The organism is Streptomyces sp. NBC_01314 (assembly GCF_041435215.1).
Lineage (GTDB): Bacteria > Actinomycetota > Actinomycetes > Streptomycetales > Streptomycetaceae > Streptomyces.
In genome coordinates this window covers 8,463,695-8,482,115 of the sequence record NZ_CP108394.1, presented here as the reverse complement: position 1 = coordinate 8,482,115, position 18,421 = coordinate 8,463,695, and the positions used below count along the sequence as shown (strand labels likewise).

Annotated in this window: 13 protein-coding genes; 9 read left to right on the top strand and 4 right to left on the bottom strand. The window is 71.2% G+C overall.

Annotated elements, in window-relative coordinates; genetic code table 11:
- Positions 1-146 precede the first annotated feature (146 nt).
- Entirely contained in the window at positions 147-1,064 is a 918-nt protein-coding gene (locus OG622_RS37220) for a class I SAM-dependent methyltransferase (RefSeq protein WP_371581022.1), read from the top strand.
- A gap of 110 nt (positions 1,065-1,174) precedes the next feature.
- Positions 1,175-3,724, top strand: a complete 2,550-nt coding sequence (gene hrpB, locus OG622_RS37215) for an ATP-dependent helicase HrpB (protein WP_371581021.1) — start codon at positions 1,175-1,177, stop codon at positions 3,722-3,724.
- Here hrpB and OG622_RS37210 read toward each other — a convergent pair.
- From OG622_RS37210 to OG622_RS37200, 3 genes are all read right to left on the bottom strand, one after another.
- Complete coding sequence (locus OG622_RS37210; RefSeq protein WP_371581020.1) at positions 3,714-4,706, bottom strand: DUF3068 domain-containing protein; 993 nt, start codon at positions 4,704-4,706, stop codon at positions 3,714-3,716. The two genes, hrpB and OG622_RS37210, sit on opposite strands and share 11 nt — an antisense overlap.
- Before the next feature lie 53 nt (positions 4,707-4,759).
- Positions 4,760-4,894 carry an SPW_0924 family protein gene (locus OG622_RS37205; RefSeq protein WP_371581019.1) on the bottom strand — a complete coding sequence of 45 codons (135 nt, stop codon included), beginning with the start codon at positions 4,892-4,894 and terminating at the stop codon, positions 4,760-4,762.
- 176 nt (positions 4,895-5,070) lie between these two features.
- Positions 5,071-6,843, bottom strand: a complete 1,773-nt coding sequence (locus tag OG622_RS37200) for a lytic transglycosylase domain-containing protein (RefSeq protein ID WP_371581018.1) — start codon at positions 6,841-6,843, stop codon at positions 5,071-5,073.
- A 376-nt stretch (positions 6,844-7,219) separates the two neighbouring features.
- Between OG622_RS37200 and OG622_RS37195 the strand changes: the two genes are divergently transcribed.
- On the top strand, positions 7,220-8,071 hold the full coding sequence (locus OG622_RS37195; protein ID WP_371581017.1) for a DUF4184 family protein: 852 nt from the start codon (positions 7,220-7,222) through the stop codon (positions 8,069-8,071).
- A gap of 792 nt (positions 8,072-8,863) precedes the next feature.
- On the opposite strand, the gene polA is transcribed toward OG622_RS37195, so the two are convergent.
- The gene (polA, locus tag OG622_RS37190) at positions 8,864-11,590 is read right to left on the bottom strand and encodes a DNA polymerase I (RefSeq protein ID WP_371581016.1); all 2,727 of its coding nucleotides are present in this window, start codon (positions 11,588-11,590) and stop codon (positions 8,864-8,866) included.
- 274 nt (positions 11,591-11,864) lie between these two features.
- On the opposite strand from polA, the gene OG622_RS37185 reads away from it, so the two are divergent.
- The 6 genes from OG622_RS37185 to OG622_RS37160 all read left to right on the top strand — a co-directional run bounded on the left by OG622_RS37185 (position 11,865) and on the right by OG622_RS37160 (position 18,421).
- On the top strand, positions 11,865-14,168 hold the full coding sequence (locus OG622_RS37185) for an FdhF/YdeP family oxidoreductase (RefSeq protein ID WP_371581015.1): 2,304 nt from the start codon (positions 11,865-11,867) through the stop codon (positions 14,166-14,168).
- Between the two features lie 67 nt (positions 14,169-14,235).
- Positions 14,236-14,700, top strand: coding sequence for a PaaI family thioesterase (locus OG622_RS37180; RefSeq protein ID WP_371581014.1), 465 nt, complete (start codon positions 14,236-14,238; stop codon positions 14,698-14,700).
- A gap of 103 nt (positions 14,701-14,803) precedes the next feature.
- Complete coding sequence (locus OG622_RS37175; protein ID WP_371581013.1) at positions 14,804-15,226, top strand: hypothetical protein; 423 nt, start codon at positions 14,804-14,806, stop codon at positions 15,224-15,226.
- On the top strand, positions 15,223-15,870 hold the full coding sequence (locus OG622_RS37170; RefSeq protein ID WP_371581012.1) for a Tat pathway signal sequence domain protein: 648 nt from the start codon (positions 15,223-15,225) through the stop codon (positions 15,868-15,870). Before OG622_RS37175 ends, OG622_RS37170 begins: the two co-directional genes overlap by 4 nt.
- Positions 15,871-16,150: 280 nt before the next feature.
- Positions 16,151-17,380 (top strand): branched-chain amino acid ABC transporter substrate-binding protein, encoded by a 1,230-nt coding sequence (locus OG622_RS37165; protein ID WP_371581011.1) that lies wholly within the window; start codon positions 16,151-16,153, stop codon positions 17,378-17,380.
- 108 nt (positions 17,381-17,488) lie between these two features.
- On the top strand, positions 17,489-18,421 hold the full coding sequence (locus tag OG622_RS37160) for a branched-chain amino acid ABC transporter permease (RefSeq protein ID WP_371581010.1): 933 nt from the start codon (positions 17,489-17,491) through the stop codon (positions 18,419-18,421).

Sequence of the window (18,421 nt, the reverse complement as noted above, 5' to 3'; positions counted from 1 at the left end):
AGGTGCGCAGGCCCGCAGCGCAACTTGTAGCATACGGGGGCAGCCAGGCAGGGTCAATGCGCGAAGGCGCACACCCGGGGCGGAACGCCGCATACCCGGCACAAAACCAGTCTCATGAGGCCACACAGGCCTGGGAGACCCCTTTCGTGACACCACCGGAGCGGGTCGCGCCACGCGGGTTACGGAAGAGTACGACGAGGGAGCCAATCATCCAAGAGCCCGAAGTCCACGAAGCCGTCGAGGTCCACGGGGCCCCCGGCGCACCCGAGGCCGACGAAGCGGAGGCCACCCGGCGCGAGGCCGGGGTGACGGAGAGTTCCCGGGCCAACCGGGGCTGGTGGGACCGCAACGCCGACGAGTACCAGATCGAGCACGGCACGTTCCTGGGCGACGACCGTTTCGTGTGGGGCCCGGAAGGGCTCGACGAGGTGGAGGCGGAGCTGCTGGGGCCGCCCGAGGAGCTGAAGGGCAAGGACGTCCTGGAGATCGGCGCCGGCGCCGCGCAGTGCGCGCGCTGGCTGGCCGCCCAGGGTGCCCGTCCGGTCGCCCTGGACCTCTCCCACCGTCAGCTCCAGCACGCCCTGCGCATCGGGGGATCGTTCCCTCTGGTGTGCGCCGACGCCGGCGACCTGCCCTTCGCGGACGGCTCCTTCGACCTGGTGTGCTCGGCGTACGGGGCGCTGCCCTTCGTCGCCGACCCCGTGCGGGTGCTGCGGGAGGTCCGCCGCGTCCTGCGCCCCGGCGGCCGCTTCGTCTTCTCGGTGACCCATCCGATCCGCTGGGCCTTCCCCGACGAGCCGGGCCCGGAGGGCCTGTCGGTCTCCGGTTCCTACTTCGACCGCACGCCGTACGTGGAGCAGGACGACGACGGGCGGGCGGTGTACGTCGAGCACCACAGGACGATCGGCGACCGTGTCCGGGACGTCGTGGCGGCGGACCTGAGGCTGGTCGACCTGGTCGAGCCGGAGTGGCCCGCCTGGAACACCTCCGAGTGGGGCGGCTGGTCCCCGCTGCGCGGGAATCTGATCCCGGGTTCGGCCATCTTCGTGTGCGAGCGGGACTGAAGCGGGACGGGTCCGGCGGGCGACAAGCACGATGAGGAACGCGCGCGTATCGAAATCGAAGAGACACGCGCGCGTGGAGGTCGTTCACCGGGGCGTACGACACTGGGGGCGTGATCCGTTACGACGCCCTGGACGCGCTGCCCGTGCGCGCCGCCCTGCCCGCTCTGGACGACGCCCTGGAGGGGCACGGCACCGCCGTCCTCGTCGCCCCGCCCGGGACCGGCAAGACCACGCTGGTGCCGCTGGCCCTGGCGGGGCTGCTGGACGGCGGGCCGGTACGGCGCGTGGTCGTCGCCGAGCCTCGGCGGATCGCGGCGCGGGCGGCGGCGCGGCGGATGGCGTGGCTACTGGGCGAGAAGGTCGGCGAGAGCGTCGGCTACACCGTGCGCGGCGAACGGGTCGTCGGACGCCGCGCGCGCGTGGAGGTCGTCACGACGGGTGTACTGCTGCAACGGTTGCAGCGGGACCAGGAGTTGCCGGGCGTCGACGTCGTGGTGCTCGACGAGTGCCACGAACGGCATCTGGACGCGGACACGGTGGCGGCGTTCCTGCTCGACGTACGGGGGGCGCTGCGGCCCGAGCTGCGGCTGGTGGCGGCGTCGGCGACGACGGACGCGCAGGGCTGGGCGCGGCTGCTGGGCGGGGCTCCGGTGGTCGCTGCCGAGGGGGTCTCGTACGGGGTCGAGGTGGTGTGGGCGCCGCCCGCTCGTCCGGTGCGGCCGCCGCACGGGATGCGGGTGGATCCGGCGGCGCTGACGCATGTGGCCTCGGTGGTGCGGCGGGCACTGGGCGAGCGGCAGGGGGACGTCCTGTGTTTCCTGCCGGGGGTGGGCGAGATCGCGCGGGTGGCCGGGCAGTTGGGGGACCTCGGTGACGTGGACGTGCTCCAGGTGCACGGGCGGGCGCCGGCGGCCGTGCAGGACGCGGTGCTGGCGGGCGGGGAAAGGCGCCGGGTGGTCCTTGCGACCTCCGTGGCCGAGTCCTCGCTGACGGTGCCCGGGGTGCGTGTGGTCGTCGACTCCGGGCTGGCGCGGGAGCCGCGCGTCGACCACGCGCGGGGGCTCAGCGCGCTGACGACGGTACGGGCCTCGCAGGCGGCCGGACGGCAACGGGCCGGGCGGGCCGGACGCGAGGCCCCCGGCGCGGTCTACCGGTGCTGGACGGAGGCCGAGGACGTCCGTCTGCCGCGCTTCCCCTCGCCGGAGATCAAGGTGGCCGACCTGACCGCGTTCGCCCTCCAGGCGGCCTGCTGGGGCGACCCGGACGCCTCCGGGCTCGCCCTGCTGGACCCGCCCCCGAGCGGGGCGATGGCCGCGGCCCGCAACGTCCTCTCCGCCGTGGGCGCGGTCTCCCCCACCGGTCACGCCACGGACCGGGGTGTGCGCATGTCCCGTCTCGGCCTCCACCCCCGTCTCGCCCGCGCCCTCCTGGACGCGACGCCGTCGGTGGGTGCCGAGCGTGCGGCTGAGGTCGTCGCGCTGCTGAGCGAGGAGCCACCGCGGGAGTACGGCGACGACCTCACCGCCGCGCTACGGACCGCCCGGCGCGGGGGCGACGCCTACGCGGCTCGCTGGCGCACGGAGGTCCGGCGTCTGCGGACCGCGTCGACGTCGGCGCCCTCGGCGGAGGTCGCCGGGGTGGGGGGTGGTTCCCGGCCAGCCGTGACGGAGGGCGGGGCGGGTGGCGGGGAGGAGTGGGGGGTCGGGGTCGTGGTGGCGCTCGCTTTTCCGGAGAGGGTGGCGCGGGGTGGCCAGGGGTCGTATCTGATGGCCTCCGGGACCCGGGCCGAGGTGAGGGAGGCGTCCGGGTTGCGGGGGGTGCCCTGGATCGCCGTGGCTGTCGCGGATCGGGCGGTGGGGGCGGGGCACGCGCGCGTGCGGCTCGGGGTGGCCATCGACGAGGGGATCGCCCGGGAGGCGGCCGGGACGCTGTACAGCCGGGGCGAGGAGGTCGGGTGGAGGGACGGGGACGTCGTCGCTCGGCGGGTGGAGCGGCTGGGGGCCGTGGAGTTGGCGGTGCGGCCGTTGCGGGAGGCGGCGCCCGGGCTCGTACGGGAGGCGTTGCTGGACGGGCTGCGGGTCGAGGGGCTCGGGCTGTTGCGGTGGTCGCAGGATGCCGCGCGGTTGCGGGAACGGCTGGGCTTTCTGCATGCCCGGCTCGGCGCGCCCTGGCCCGATGTGTCCGACAGTGCCCTGCACGCGCGCGTGGAGGAGTGGTTGGAGCCCGAGTTGAGCCGGGCGCGGCGGCGGGCGGACCTCGGGCGGATCGAGGCCGGGGAGGCGCTCAAGCGGCTGTTGCCGTGGGCCACGGGGGACGCCGTACGGCTTGAGGAGCTCGCGCCCGAGCGGATCGAGGTGCCGAGCGGGTCCCGGATCCGGGTCGACTACACACGGCCCGAGCAGCCGGTGCTGGCGGTGAAGTTGCAGGAGATGTTCGGGCTGCGGGAGTCGCCCGTACTGGCCGGGGTGCCCGTGCTGGTGCATCTGCTGTCCCCTGCCGGGCGGCCCGCAGCCGTCACCGCCGATCTCGCGTCGTTCTGGAAGGACGGGTACAGGGCCGTACGTGCGGAGTTGCGCGGGCGGTATCCCAGGCATCCGTGGCCGGAGGACCCGGCGACGGCCGAGCCCACCCGGTACACGAACGCGCGGCTCAGGCGTTGACCGGCTCGGACGCCGGGGGCCTGCTGGACTCCGGTTCGCCGGGCCTGCGGCCGCGGGCCTCGACGTAGAGGGAGAGGGCGAGGAGCAGGATGCCCAGGCCCAGGAAGCCCCAGGGCAGGTAGGACGTCATGAGGAGGACGAGGAGGCGCTGGGACTTCACCAGGTCGACGGTGTGCTCGATGTAGTCCTCGCGCATCTTCACGTGGCCGGCGAAGGCGGTCACCTTCTCGCGGTCGCCCAGGAGCGTGCCACCGCGGAGTTCCTCCTTGTGGATCTCCTCGCCGTAGACGGGGGCTCCGGTGACGGGTTCCACCCAGAACTTGCGGACCGTGGTGTACCAGCGGGTCGTGCCCGTCCCGGCGACCGTCTCCCGGGTGATGCCCTCGACGGGCATGGTCCGGGGGAAGGGCACCTCGGTCCAGGGAATGGTCTGCTCGAAGTAGTAGACCTCGACGCCCCGGAAGTCCTGGGTGCCCTTGTAGTGGATGGGCGCGGTGATCCGGGCCTGGGCGTCGAAGTACTCGTAGTCCCTCTTCTCCGTGAGGAAGGGCCACTTGAATTCCAGGCCCTGCCGCTTCACGGGGTCGCCGTCCACCATCTCGCCCTTGGCGTGCACGGGTTCCTGGGTGTGGGCGTCGAAGATGTAGCGCTCGGGGATCCTGGAGACCATCCTGCCGTCCGGGCCCTGGACGTACGACAGGCCGTCCCAGACGACGACGTCCCGGTCGGTGTTCTTCTCGATCTCCTCGGAGGCCTCCACGTTGCCCTTGAGGGTCTGCACGATGGTGACCTCGGGCACCGTTTTCGCGGTCATCGTGCCGTAGTCGAGGAGGGTCGCGTCCTTCGCCTCCAGGACCATGTCCTGGTACTGGTTCGCCGGGATTTTGGCCAGGTTCGGGAAGGCGTACCAGCGCAGCAGTGGGGACAGGGCGGTGAAGAACACGGCGAGCGCGAGCAGGATCAGGCCGGCCCTACGGCGCATCTCGGCCTCCCTCCCGGGTGGTTGCGGACGTGCGGCCACCCTCGGCTGTGCGGCTATGGATGTGCGGGGACCGTCGTCAGCAACGGTTTCGGTGACGTCTGTCCCGTCGGTGAGCCCAGTGCCGTGATCGTGAACACCAGGGCGAAGGCGAGGGCGAGACCGGTCGCGGCGGCGATCAGGGCACGCATACGGACCTCCCGGCCAGGGCTTCACGACGGGAACCGAACAGGAACTGATACTTCGTCAGGTCCGGCACCGTAGCAACGGCGGGGCGAGATGAGAACACGTCGCGCACACAACAACGGCGCCCTTCTCGGGAGAAGGGCGCCGCCGCGGCCGTACGCAGGGCCGGTGTCGACCAGGACTAGGACTCGCTGGGGCTCGGCGTCACCGATTCGGTGGGCGTGGCCGTCTCGGTCGGCTCGGCCGCCGCCTCCACCTTCAGTTCGAGGGTGAGGATCGCGCCGCCCTCGGTCTCGATGCGGAGCAGGAACGTGCCGGTGGCGTCGTCCGAGTACAGCTTCGGGAGCTTGAGGACGCCGCCCGCGTCGGTCTCCAGGGCCAGGGTGCGTACGGGCTTTTCGTCCGCGCCCTTGAAGTAGGGGCCCTTGTCGTTCTCGGTGGCATCGAGGAGCGACTTGACGAGGGTCGCCTTGGCGGTGACCTTGTCCGCGATCTCGCCCCGGTAGGTGGCCTTGACCTCGATCTGCTCCGCGAACTCCCCGTTGGGGACGCAGGTCAGCGCGGTGGTGCCGGTGCGGGCGAGGGCGTCGGCCCGGCGGGCGGTGACGGTGACCTTGTGGTCCAGGGCGGCCACGGAGCGGCCCACCACGGTGGTGCGGACCGTGACGTCGCCGGTCTTCTCGCCGGCCACGAGCGCGGGGGCGGTGGCTTTGCCCGCGCTGTCGGTGATGACGGTCGCGACCTTCTCGCCACCGGTGAAGGTGGTGTCCGTGCCGCCGACGACGGTGAAGCGGACCCGGACCTTCGCGACGGCCACGCCCGCCTTGGTCTCCGTGCGGGCGACGAGCTTGCCGGTGAAGGTGTCGCCGGCCATGGCCGTGAGGGTCGCCGCGCCCGCGTTCTCCAGGTGGTGCACCGTGTCGGTGGGGGTGGCCGGCGTCGAGGGCGGGGTGGTGGACGGCGGGGGCGGGGTGGTGGTGCCGCCGCCGCCCGAGTCTCCGGTGCCCGGATTGTCCTTCGGCGGTGTGGGGCTGGGGCCGGGGTTCGGCGTGGAGTCGCCGTTGCCGTTGCCGTTTCCACCACTGCCGTTGCTGTTGTTGTTGCCCGTGTTGTTGCTGTTGCCGCCGCTCGGCGTCTCGGGCAGGGAGCCGGTGCCGTCCGGGATCTCGTGGGTGCCCTTGCGGTAGTACTCCAGCCACGTCATGACGGTGTTGTAGTACTCCGTCGAGTTGTTGTAGCTGAGGATCGCGCTGCGCAGGTTGCCGTCGTTCGACAGGTCCCAGTCGAAGCGGCACAGGTAGTGGCCGGCGGCGAGGGCGGCGTCGTAGACGTTGTTGGGGTCCTTGGCGCCGTCGCCGTTGCCGTCGCGGCCCGCCCACTTCCAGGTGGAGGGGATGAACTGCATCGGGCCGACCGCCCGGTCGTGCGTGCTGTCGTCGTCGTGGACGCCGTTGTCGGTGTCGCTGATGTTCGCGAAGCCGTTGCCGTTGAGCGGGGGGCCGAGGATCTTGCCGATCGTCGTGCCCTCGGCGTCGACCTTGCCGCCCTCGGCCTGGCCGGACTCGACCTTGCCGATGGCGGCGAGGAGTTGCCAGGGCAGATTACAGCCGGGCTTGGACTCGCGCAGGGACGCCTCGGCCTTCTTGTAGGCGTCGAGGACGGTCGCGGGTATACCGCGCTCGGAGCCGCCGGTCGTGCCCGAGGTGTCGCCCGTACCCGTCGTGGGGTTGGGGCTGTCGAGGGACGGAAGGTCCGTGTAGTAGCGCGAGTTGCCCGAGGCGGTGTCGTCGGCCAGGGTGCTCATCTCCGGCGAGGGCGCGCCCGCGGCCTGTCTGCCCGCACTGTCGGTGGTCACTCCCGGGGCCTGGGAGGCGGCGAGCGCCGCTACCGTGGCCGCGGCCAGGGCCGTCGTGGCGGCCCCCTTGCGGAGCCTCAAACCGAACTGCGCCGCCATTGAGTGAACCCCTCCCGGTGGTCGAACGCCTGGGCGTTCTTCCCGTCTATTGATGTCACGGGCGTTTCTCCGGTTTCGCCGGACCGGCTTCCCTGCCCAGCTACACGACTCCGGAGGTGCGGTCTTGGTTGCCCTGTTCCGGCATTCCCTTTCCCAGAACTCCGTAGGCCACCACACCGACCGGCGCGACGGCCCAGGCGACCCTATGACAACTTCCTTCGCCCGGACACCCGTTCGTGCCCGATATTCACCTATTGGCCATGTCGGTTTGCTGTCAAGCGGGCACCCTGCGGACGGCGGACACAGGTCGCGCATACTGGCGACCGGTCATCGCCGGGCCGACCATTCCTGCCAAAGCCCGCCACAGGGGGACGATTTGCCCTTCACGCTCAGCCACGCGGCCGCCGTACTGCCCGCCCTGCGGGGGAACGGGACGGGGCGCGGGCGCCTGGTGCCGTCGGTGCTCGTCGCCGGTTCCTTCGCGCCCGACCTGACCTATTACGTGGCGAGTGTCCTGCCCGAGGCCATGGAGTTCGGCGACGTCACGCACTCCTTCGCCGGGGTCTTCACCGTCGACGTCCTCATCACCTGGGCGCTGGTCGGGCTGTGGCTGGTGCTTCGCGAACCGCTGGTCGCGCTGCTGCCGAGGGGGCGACAGGGCAGGGTGGCCGCGCTGGTGCGCTGTGGGGCGGGAGTGCGGCGCCTCAGTCCCTCGGCGGCCCTGTGGTGGTACGTCTCCGCCGCCCTCGGTTCGCTGACCCATGTCGTCTGGGACGCGTTCACACATCTCGACCGGTGGGGGATGCGGCTGTTCCCCGTCCTCGGCGAGGAGATCGCGGGCTCGCCGCTCTACTGGTACCTCCAGTACGGCGGTTCCGCGGTCGCGGCTGTCGTGATCGTCGTCTTCGTCGTGCTGGCCCTGCGCCGGCAGCCGGCGGTCGAGCCCGTGGGCGTGCCCGTGCTCTCCTCGGCCGACCGGTGGGTGGCGGGCGCCGTCATCGGGGGCTGCGCACTGGTCGCGGCCGTACAGCGGGTGGCCCGCTGGTGGGCGTACTGGGGGGCGGTCGCCAAGCCGTACGAGGTGATCCCGACCGTGTGCTTCGGGGCGGGTGCCGGTCTCGTGGCCGGCGTCGTCCTCTACGGCGTCGGCGTCAGGGCCTGGCGCCCGGCTCCCGCCGCTCCGGCGCCCGCAGTCGACGCGGAGGCGGACAGCTCGGCCCGCCGCTGAGTGCCGGGCGCCGTGTCGGGGCTCCACTGGGGACGCGGGGTCTGGCGGCGCGCGGGGCATACGGGGGGACGTGCCCGAGGAGCGCCGCCAGGGGGTGGGTCAGCGGCCAGGGGTAGAGGCTGTGCGGCCGCCGGACGCGCGGGCGGGCCCAGGGGGCCCGGGTGAGGCGGGTTCGCACCCCTGACAGGCGGGTGGCAGCTGTCGCTGTACGGCGGCGGAGCGTGCGTATACCCATGCGGGCATCCTTACGGCTGGGCTCCGGCCGGGGCGCCCTGGTGTGGGCCGGTCGGGTGACGGGGACCGGGCTGGGCCGCGGCACGGCGCGGCGGTGCAGAGGGGGGCGGGCCGTGGGCTCGGCATCGCCGAACAGCACCGCACTGGTTACCCGCCCTGCGCCCTGCCGGCGGACCATTGCTGAGCGGCGAAGAAAGCAACGCGGACCGCACGGGTGGGACCCGTGCACGCACCGATCCGGGCCGGGCGAGGCCCTGCGCACGCGTCGACCCGCCAGGTCGAACCCGGCGCACCCACCGACCCGACCGCGCGAGGCCCGGCATACACGTCGACCCGCCAGGCAGAACCGGGCGCACCCACCGACCCGACCGCGCGAGCCCGGCACACGCACCGATCCGGCAGGGCGCGGCCCGGCGTGCGCCGCGACCCGAACGGATGAGGACCGGCGTGCGCCGCGCCCCGGCAGGTGAGGCCCGGCGTGCGCGCCGATCCGGCAGTGGGGCCCGGCGCATGCTGCGCCGGGCCCCTCCTTCAGTGGCTGGTGTGCCGCCCGAGTGGCTAGTGCGCCGCCGACTCCCAGTCCGGGCCGTGGCCCACCGAGACGTCCAGCGGGGCCCTCAGGTGGACGGCGTCGGCCATTTCGTGGCGGAGGAGTTGTTCGGTGCGGTCGCGTTCGCCGGGGGCGATCTCCAGGACGATTTCGTCGTGGACCTGGAGGAGCATCCGGGAGGCGAGACCGGCCTCGTCCAGGGCGCGGCCGACGTTCAGCATGGCGATCTTGACAATGTCGGCGGCGGTGCCCTGGATGGGCGCGTTGAGAGCCATCCGCTCGGCGGCCTCGCGACGCTGACGGTTGTCGCTGTTGAGGTCGGGGAGGTAGCGCCGGCGCCCGAAGAGCGTCGCCGTGTACCCCGTCGCACGCGCCTCGTCCACGACCCGGCGCAGATAGTCCCGTACACCGCCGAAGCGCTCGAAGTACGCGTCGATCAGGGCACGCGCCTCACCCGCGTCGATGTTCAGCTGCTGGGAGAGACCGAACGCGGACAGCCCGTAGGCCAGGCCGTACGACATCGCCTTGATCTTGCGGCGCATCTCCGCGTCCACCGCCGACGGCTCGACCCCGAACACCTGGGCGGCGGCCGTGGTGTGCAGGTCCTCGCCGGAGGTGAACGCCTCGATCAGGCCCGCGTCCTCGGAGAGGTGGGCCATCACCCGCAGTTCGATCTGACTGTAGTCCGCCGTCATCAGGGACTCGAAGCCCTCGCCGACGACGAAGCCGCGGCGGATGGCGCGGCCCTCGTCGGTGCGGACCGGGATGTTCTGGAGGTTCGGGTCCACCGACGACAGGCGGCCCGTGGCGGCGACCGTCTGGTTGAACGTGGTGTGGATACGGCCGTCCGCGGCGACGGTCTTGATCAGGCCCTCGACGGTGACACGCAGCTTCGCCTGCTCACGATGGCGGAGCATGATCACCGGCAGTTCGTTGTCCGTCTGGCCCGCGAGCCAGGCCAGGGCGTCCGCGTCCGTGGTGTAGCCCGTCTTCGTGCGCTTGGTCTTGGGCAGGCCCAGCTCGCCGAAGAGGACTTCCTGGAGCTGCTTGGGCGAACCCAGGTTGAACTCGTGCCCCACCGCCGCGTGCGCCTCCTTCACCGCCTGCTGCACGGCACCCGCGAACATCTGCTCCATGGCCTCCAGGTGGGCGCGGTCCGCCGCGATGCCGTGGCGCTCCATGCGGGCCAGGAGCGCGGAGGTGGGCAGCTCCACGTCCCGCAGGAGGCCTTCGGCGCCCACCTCCTGCAGGCGCGCGCCGAAGGCCTCGCCGAGGTCGAGGATCGCGCGGGCCTGCACCATCAGCGCGTCGGCCTCGGCGCCCTCGTCCGCGCCGAAGGCCAGCTGACCGTCGGCCGTGGCGGCGGGGGCCAGCTCGCGGCCCAGGTACTCCAGGGAGAGCGCGTCCAGGTCGAAGGAGCGGCGGCCCGGCTTGACCAGGTACGCGGCGAGCGCGGTGTCCATGCCGACGCCCTCGATGGTCCAGCCGTGGTCGGCGAAGACCCGCATCGCGGCCTTGGCGTTGTGGAACACCTTCGGCCTGGCGGTGTCGGCGAGCCAGGCCGCCCACGCGGTCTCGTCCGTCTCGTCCAGTTCGGTCGGGTCGAACCAGGCGGCCGCTCCCCCGGCCGCGGCGAGCGCGATCTCGGTGACCGATCCCGTGCCGAGCGCCCAGGTGTCGACCGTGGTGACGCCGAGGACCTCCGTGCCGTGCTCGGCGAGCCAGGGGGCCAGCTCGCCGGAGCCGAGGACCGTGCCGTCCACCTCGACGCCCGGGGCGGCCGGCTGACCGGCGTCGGCCTCCTCGGCGCCCGGGTCGACGGCCAGCAGGCGCTCGCGCAGCGACGGGTTGCGGATCTCCAGGGTGTCGAGGACCATCGCGACGGCCTTGCGGTCGTACGCGGCGCGCTCCAGCTCGGTGACGCCCTTGGGCAGTTCGACCGTGCGCACCATCTCGGTGAGACGGCGGTTGAGCTTGACGGCTTCCAGGTGGTCGCGGAGGTTCTGCCCGGCCTTGCCCTTGACCTCCTCGACGCGCTCGACGAGATCCGCGAACGAACCGAACTGGTTGATCCACTTCGCGGCGGTCTTCTCGCCGACGCCGGGGATGCCGGGGAGGTTGTCGGACGGGTCGCCGCGCAGCGCCGCGAAGTCCGGGTACTGGGCCGGGGTGAGGCCGTACTTCTCGAACACCTTCTCCGGAGTGAACCGGGTCAGCTCCGAGACACCCTTCGTCGGGTAGAGCACGGTGGTGTGCTCGCTGACGAGCTGGAAGGAGTCCCGGTCGCCGGTGACGATGAGGACCTCGAAGCCCTCGGCCTCGGCCTGGGTGGCGAGCGTGGCGATGATGTCGTCGGCCTCGAAGCCGTCGACCGCGAAGCGGACCGCGTGCATCGCGTCGAGCAGCTCGCCGAGCAGCTCGACCTGACCCTTGAACTCGTCCGGGGTCTTCGAGCGGTTCGCCTTGTACTCGGTGAACTCCTCCGAGCGCCAGGTCTTGCGGGAGACGTCGAACGCGACCGCGAAGTGGGTGGGGGCCTCGTCGCGCAGCGTGTTCGCCAGCATCGACGCGAAGCCGTAGATCGCGTTGGTCGGCTGGCCCGTCGCTGTCGTGAAGTTCTCCGCGGGCAGCGCGAAGAACGCGCGGTAGGCCAGCGAATGCCCGTCCATGAGCATGAGCCGGGGACGGCTGCCGCCGGGGGTGCTGTCGGTCTTCTTCGATCCTGTCTCTGCCACGAACCCGATCCTGCCACGTGCCACTGACAGCCGGACCCCAGGGACGTGTCGAGAACCGGCCGGGCACCGCGTGAGGCCGGCCGCCGACTGCGGACCGGCCGGTCTCCGGCCGTCGGTCGGTCCCGGCCGTCGGTCGGTCCCGGCCGTCGGTCGGCCCAAGCCGGAGGTCGACCCCGGCCGGAGGCCGGCCCTCGTCCGCCGTAGGTCACGCGTGCGAGGATCGGAAGCGTAGCCACACGCCCGAACAGAACGAGCATGCGAATGGGGAGCAGCCATGGCCGGCAAGGCGCCGAAGAGTGATCCGGTTCAGGACGCGCCGCAGGTCGCGGAGCCCAAGCATGCCGCGGCGGGCCTGCCGGCGATCGGACACACGTTGCGGATCGCGCAGCAGCAGATGGGTGTGAAGCGGACCGCGCTGACGCTGCTGCGGGTCAACCAGAAGGACGGCTTCGACTGCCCGGGATGCGCCTGGCCGGAACCGGACCACCGGCACGCCGCGGAGTTCTGCGAGAACGGGGCCAAGGCGGTCGCCGAGGAGGCCACGCTTCGTCGGGTCACTCCCGAGTTCTTCGCCGCCCACAGCGTGGCCGATCTCGCCACGCGGAGTGGTTACTGGCTCGGGCAACAGGGGCGGCTCACGCACCCCATGTACCTCCCCGAGGGGGGCGACCGGTACGAGCCGGTGTCCTGGGAACGCGCCTTCGACATCGTCGCCGAGGAGCTGAAGGCCCTCGCCTCCCCCGACGAGGCCCTCTTCTACACCTCCGGCCGGACGAGCAACGAGGCCGCGTTCCTCTACCAGCTCTTCGCCCGCGAGTTCGGCACGAACAACCTGCCGGACTGCTCCAACATGTGTCACGAGTCATCGGGCTCCGCGCTCTCCGAGACGATCGGCATCGGCAAGGGCAGTGTCCTGCTGGAGGACCTCTACAAGGCCGATCTGATCATCGTCGCCGGGCAGAACCCGGGGACGAACCATCCCCGGATGCTCTCCGCGCTGGAGAAGGCCAAGGCGAACGGCGCGAAGATCATCACCGTCAATCCGCTGCCCGAGGCCGGCCTGGAGCGGTTCAAGAACCCGCAGACCCCGCAGGGCATGTTCAAGGGCGCCGCCCTCACCGACCTGTTCCTCCAGATCCGCATCGGCGGCGACCAGGCCCTGTTCCGCCTCCTGAACAAGCTGATCCTCGCTGAACACGACAGCGCCTCCGGCGCGGGGTCAGGCACGGTGGACGAGGCGTTCATCGCCGAGCACACCCACGGCTTCGAGGAGTTCGCCGAGGCCGCCCGCGCCGCCGACTGGGACGAGACGCTCACCGCGACCGGCCTCACGCGCGAGCGGATCGACGAGGCGCTGCGCATGGTCCTCGCCTCGAAGCGGACCATCGTCTGCTGGGCGATGGGCCTCACCCAGCACAAGCACTCGGTGCCGACCATCCGCGAGGTGGTCAACTTCCTTCTGCTGCGCGGCAACATCGGCCGCCCCGGCGCGGGCGTCTGCCCCGTGCGCGGCCACTCGAACGTGCAGGGCGACCGCACGATGGGCATCTTCGAACGGCCCGCCCCGGCCTTCCTTGACGCCCTGGAGAAGGAGTTCGGCTTCGCCCCGCCCCGGGAACACGGCTACGACGTCGTACGGGCCATCAGGGCCATGCGCGACGACAAGGCGAAGGTGTTCTTCGCGATGGGCGGCAACTTCGTGTCCGCCTCCCCCGACACCGAGGTCACGGAGGCGGCCATGCGCCGCGCCCGGCTGACCGTTCACGTGTCGACGAAGCTGAACCGCTCGCACGCCGTCACGGGCGCGCGGGCACTGATCCTGCCCACCCTGGGCCGCACCGAGCGCGACCTCCAGGGCGGCGGCGAGCAGTTCGTGACCGTCGAGGACTCGATGGGCATGGTGCACGCCTCACGCGGGCGCCTGGAGCCCGCGAGCGGGCAGCTGCTGTCCGAGACGGCCATCGTGTGCCGGCTCGCCCGCCGGGTCCTCGGCGAGGACAGCCGGACGCCGTGGGAGGAGTTCGAGAAGGACTACGCGACGATCCGCGACCGCATCGCGCGCGTGGTGCCCGGTTTCGATGACTTCAACGCGCGCGTGGCCGACCCCAACGGCTTCACCCTCCCGCACGCCCCGCGCGACGAGCGGCGATTCCCCACCGCCACCGGCAAGGCCAACTTCACGGCCGCGCCGGTCGAGTACCCGCGGCTGCCGGAGGGCCGCCTGCTGCTGCAGACGCTGCGCTCGCACGACCAGTACAACACCACGATCTACGGCCTCGACGACCGCTACCGGGGCATAAGGAACGGCCGCCGGGTCGTCCTGGTCAACCCCGAGGACGCACGGGACCTGAAGCTCGCCGACGGCTCGTACGTGGACCTGGTCGGCGAGTGGAAGGACGGCGTGGAGCGCCGGGCCGACGGCTTCCGGGTCGTGCACTATCCGACGGCCCGCGGCTGCGCGGCCGCCTATTACCCGGAGACCAACGTCCTGGTGCCGCTGGACGCCACCGCCGACACCAGCAACACCCCGGCCAGCAAGTCCGTCGTGGTCCGTCTGGAACAATCGTCGACCGACTGAGCGTTTGCTCAGGAGGGCCGGCACCCGATCTCCGGCGGCGCAGGCGATCGACGACGAACGGAGCCCCATGGGCGAGCAGCACCACGCGAAGTTCCCGCAAGAGGTCATCGACGAGTACGCGGCCCTCGGCGTCGACCTGGTCGCGATGTTCTCCGCCGGCCACCTGGGCACCCGTATGGGCGTGCGGATCGTGGAGGCGTCGGCGGACCGCGTCGTCGGGACGATGCCGGTGGAGGGCAACACCCAGCCGTACGGGCTGCTGCACGGCGGCGCGTCCGCCGTGCTGGCGGAGACCCTGGGGTCGGTCGGCTCCATGCTGCACGCCGGCAGCTCCAAGATCGCCGTGGGTGTCGACCTGAACTGCACACACCACCGGGGCGTACGGTCCGGGCTGGTGACCGGTGTCGCCACACCGCTGCACCGGGGGCGTTCGACGGCGACGTACGAGATCGTCATCAGTGACGAGGCCGGCAAGCGAGTGTGCACGGCCCGGCTGACCTGCCTGCTGCGGGACGCCCCGGGCCATGGGTGAGCGGGCGCGGACGTCCGACTGATGCGCGCGGACGTGCGGCGGCACGGGTCGAAGGTCTCCCCACCCCTGGTCCCACACGGCGGACAGGCCCTAGCGTCGGAGCATGGCAACGGGAAGAGCCCTCTGGCCGGGGGCGGTGCTCGGGCCGGCTCTGCTGATCGGCGTCCTGGCCACCGCGTGCACGGAGCCGGGTGCGAGCGGGCCGACGGCCGCGACGGGCGGATCGACGTCCGCGCGGGGCGGCGGCTCACCGTCGCCGTCGGCCACCCCGCCGGAGGAGCTGTGCGCGAAGCTCGTCGCGCACTGGTCACGGCAGACGGTGGACGGCGACACCTACGGGGACTACCAGTCCATGGGACTGTCCAACGGGCAGTACGACATCCTGCGGAAGGTCGTGGACGCGGCACGGGCCGAGAAGAAACGCGCGGGTTCCGCCGCGGCGGAACGCCTGATCGACCGGCGGGCGCGTGCGGACTGCCGGGAGTGGTACCGCTCGGGCGGCCCGGGCGAAGGGCCCTGGCAGTGAGCGGGGTCGGTCCCGTCGAGCCGGGCGAGGGCACACGCGCGTGGGACGTACCGGAAACGGAGCCCCCTCCAGCGCCGCAACCCCCTCGCGGACGGTTCACCCAGGTGTACGACCGGCACCGCCGCGCCGTGCTCGCGGGCGCGGCGGCCGTCGCCGTGCTCGCGGGCGGCGGCTCCCTGTATGCCACCCGGCCGACGCCGGCCCCGACGCCGGAGCCGACGGCGCAGGAGGCGCCGTACCCGTCCCAGGCGGTCGGCGTCAGCTATCTGGGCCCGGTGACCCGGCCCGCCGGGGCACCGCGCACGAGCTTCGGCTTCGAGGTGGAGCTGAGCGTGCGATCCGGCCCCCCTGTCACCGTCGAGCGGATGACCCAGCCCTACGCGGGACTCTCCCTGCGGACGACCCCGGGCACTCCGGTCCGGATCGGGACGGACCATCCCCGAAAGCTCGTCATCACGATGCGCGTCACGGACTGCGGGAAAGCGCCGGAGAACGCCGGACTGCCTTTCCTGGACGTAACTCTACGTAATACGCGCGCAATAGAAGCGCACAGTTTCATCCTGGGTGAGCGCTACGCGAAGGACCTCTCCGACGCCCTTCAAGTCGCCTGCACCAACGATTCCATGTCATCACCAAAAGGCTGAACACTCCTGAACCGACCCGCACCAACCCTGCACGTTCTCACCATGTGGACAGGACGAATCAGCCTGAATTCCGCACAACCACCCACTGAGTACCGCTCTGCATTACCTCGTGTCATAACAAGAGCGTCACAGCCTTGGCCAGACCCTCCTACACGTTCCCCACACACGCTTAGAGTCACGCCCAGTCACCGCGCCAACGGAATCGAAGTCACGTCTTCGGCCCAGCGCTCGACTCGGCCACTTCCAAACAGGAAGGGCCGCGCCAGGGAAAGGACTGACCGTGCGTCAACGTTCGCTCATAGCCATCACCGCCGCGCTGGCGGCGGGAGCACTCACACTCACCGCCTGCGGTTCGCGCGACGACGGCAAAAGCGGCTCGGACACCGGCAGTGGTACCACTGTCGTCATCGGCGTCGACGCCCCGCTGACCGGTGACCTGTCCGCACTGGGTCTCGGCATCAAGAACTCCGCGGACCTCGCCGCCAAAACGGCCAACAAGGACAAGTACGTAGAAGGCGTCACCTTCGAGGTCGAGGCCCTCGACGACCAGGCGCAGCCCTCCTCGGGCCAGCAGAACGCCACCACGTTCGTCGCCAACAAGGACGTCCTCGGCGTCGTCGGCCCGCTGAACTCCTCCGTCGCCGAGTCCATGCAGAAGGTCTTCGACGACGCCAAGCTCGTCGAGGTCTCCCCGGCCAACACCGGCCCGACCCTGACCCAGGGCGCCGACTGGCAGACCAAGAAGGTCCGCCCGTACAAGTCGTACTTCCGCACCGCGACCACGGACGCCATCCAGGGCCCGTTCGCCGCGCAGTACCTGTACAACGACGCAAAGAAGAAGAAGGTCTTCGTCATCGACGACAAGAAGACCTACGGCGCCGGCCTGGCCGGCACCTTCACCGACGAGTTCAAGAAGCTCGGCGGCGAGGTCGTCGGCACCGAGCACATCGACCCCGAGACCAAGGACTTCTCCGCGGTCGCCACCAAGGTCAAGACCTCCGGCGCCGACGTCGTCTACTACGGCGGCGAGTACCCGCAGTCCGGCCCGCTCACCAAGCAGATCAAGGCCGCCGGCGCCAAGATCCCCGTAGCGGGCGGCGACGGCATGTACGACCCGACCTACATCGAGCTCGGCGGCTCCGCCAGCACCGGCGACTTCGCCACCTCCGTCGGCGCCCCGGTCGAGGAACTCTCCTCCGCCAAGTCCTTCATCGCCGACTACAAGTCCGCCGGCTACAAGGAGCCCTACGCGGCCTACGGCGGCTACTCCTACGACAGCGCCTGGGCGATCATCGAAGCCGTGAAGAAGGTCGTCGAGGACAACGACGGCAAGCTTCCCTCCGACGCCCGCGCCAAGATCACCGAAGCCGTGCAGAACGTCTCCTTCGACGGCGTCACCGGCAAGGTCTCCTTCGACGAATACGGCGACACGACCAACAAGCAGCTCACCGTCTACAAGGTCGAAGGCGGGGAGTGGAAGGCGGTCAAGTCCGGCACCTACACCGGCTGATCCCATCCGCACAATCATGAGCCGCGCGGGGCGCTGCACCACAGCGCCCCGCGCGGACTCGCATCCGGTCACATTCGTCGAACGTCCGAAAGTCTCGGAGGACATGCGGTGAACGAACTGCCGCAGCAGCTGGTCAACGGCCTGCTACTAGGATCCATGTACGGGCTGGTCGCCATCGGCTACACGATGGTCTATGGCATCGTCCAGCTCATCAACTTCGCCCACGGTGAGATCTTCATGCTGGGCGGCTTCGGCGCCATCACGGTCTACCTGTACGTGTTGCCCGACGGCACCACCCTGTGGGTCGCACTCCCGCTCATGCTCATCGGCGGCATCGTCGTCGCCGTACTCGCCGCCGTGGGAGCGGAACGCCTCGCCTACCGGCCCCTGCGCACCGCACCCCGCCTCGCCCCCCTCATCACCGCCATCGGCCTCTCCCTGGCCCTCCAGCAAGCGGTGTGGGCCTGGTACCCGGACGCCAAGGAGTCCATCAATTTCCCGCAGATCGACGGCGGCCCCTTCGAAATCGGCAGCGTCACCATCCAGACCGGTGACATCTTCCTGCTCGTCGCCGCCCCGATCAGCATGGCGATCCTCGCCTACTTCGTCATGAAGACCCGCACCGGCCGCGGCATGCAGGCCACCGCGCAGGACCCCGACACCGCCAAGCTCATGGGCATCAACACCGACCGCATCATCGTGGTCGCCTTCGCCCTCGGCGCCGCGTTCGCCGCCGTCGGAGCCGTCGCCTACGGCCTCAAGTACGGCCAGGTCCAGTTCCGCATGGGCTTCATCCTCGGCCTCAAGGCCTTCACCGCGGCCGTCCTCGGCGGCATCGGCAACATCTACGGCGCCATGCTCGGCGGCGTCGTCCTCGGCCTCGCCGAAGCCCTCTCCACCGCCTACATCGCCGACATCCCCGGCATGGAGCAGTTCGGCAGCCAGTCCTGGGCCAACGTCTGGGCGTTCGTACTCCTCATCCTCGTACTCCTGGTCAGGCCACAGGGTCTGCTCGGTGAGCGCGTGGCGGACAGGGCGTGA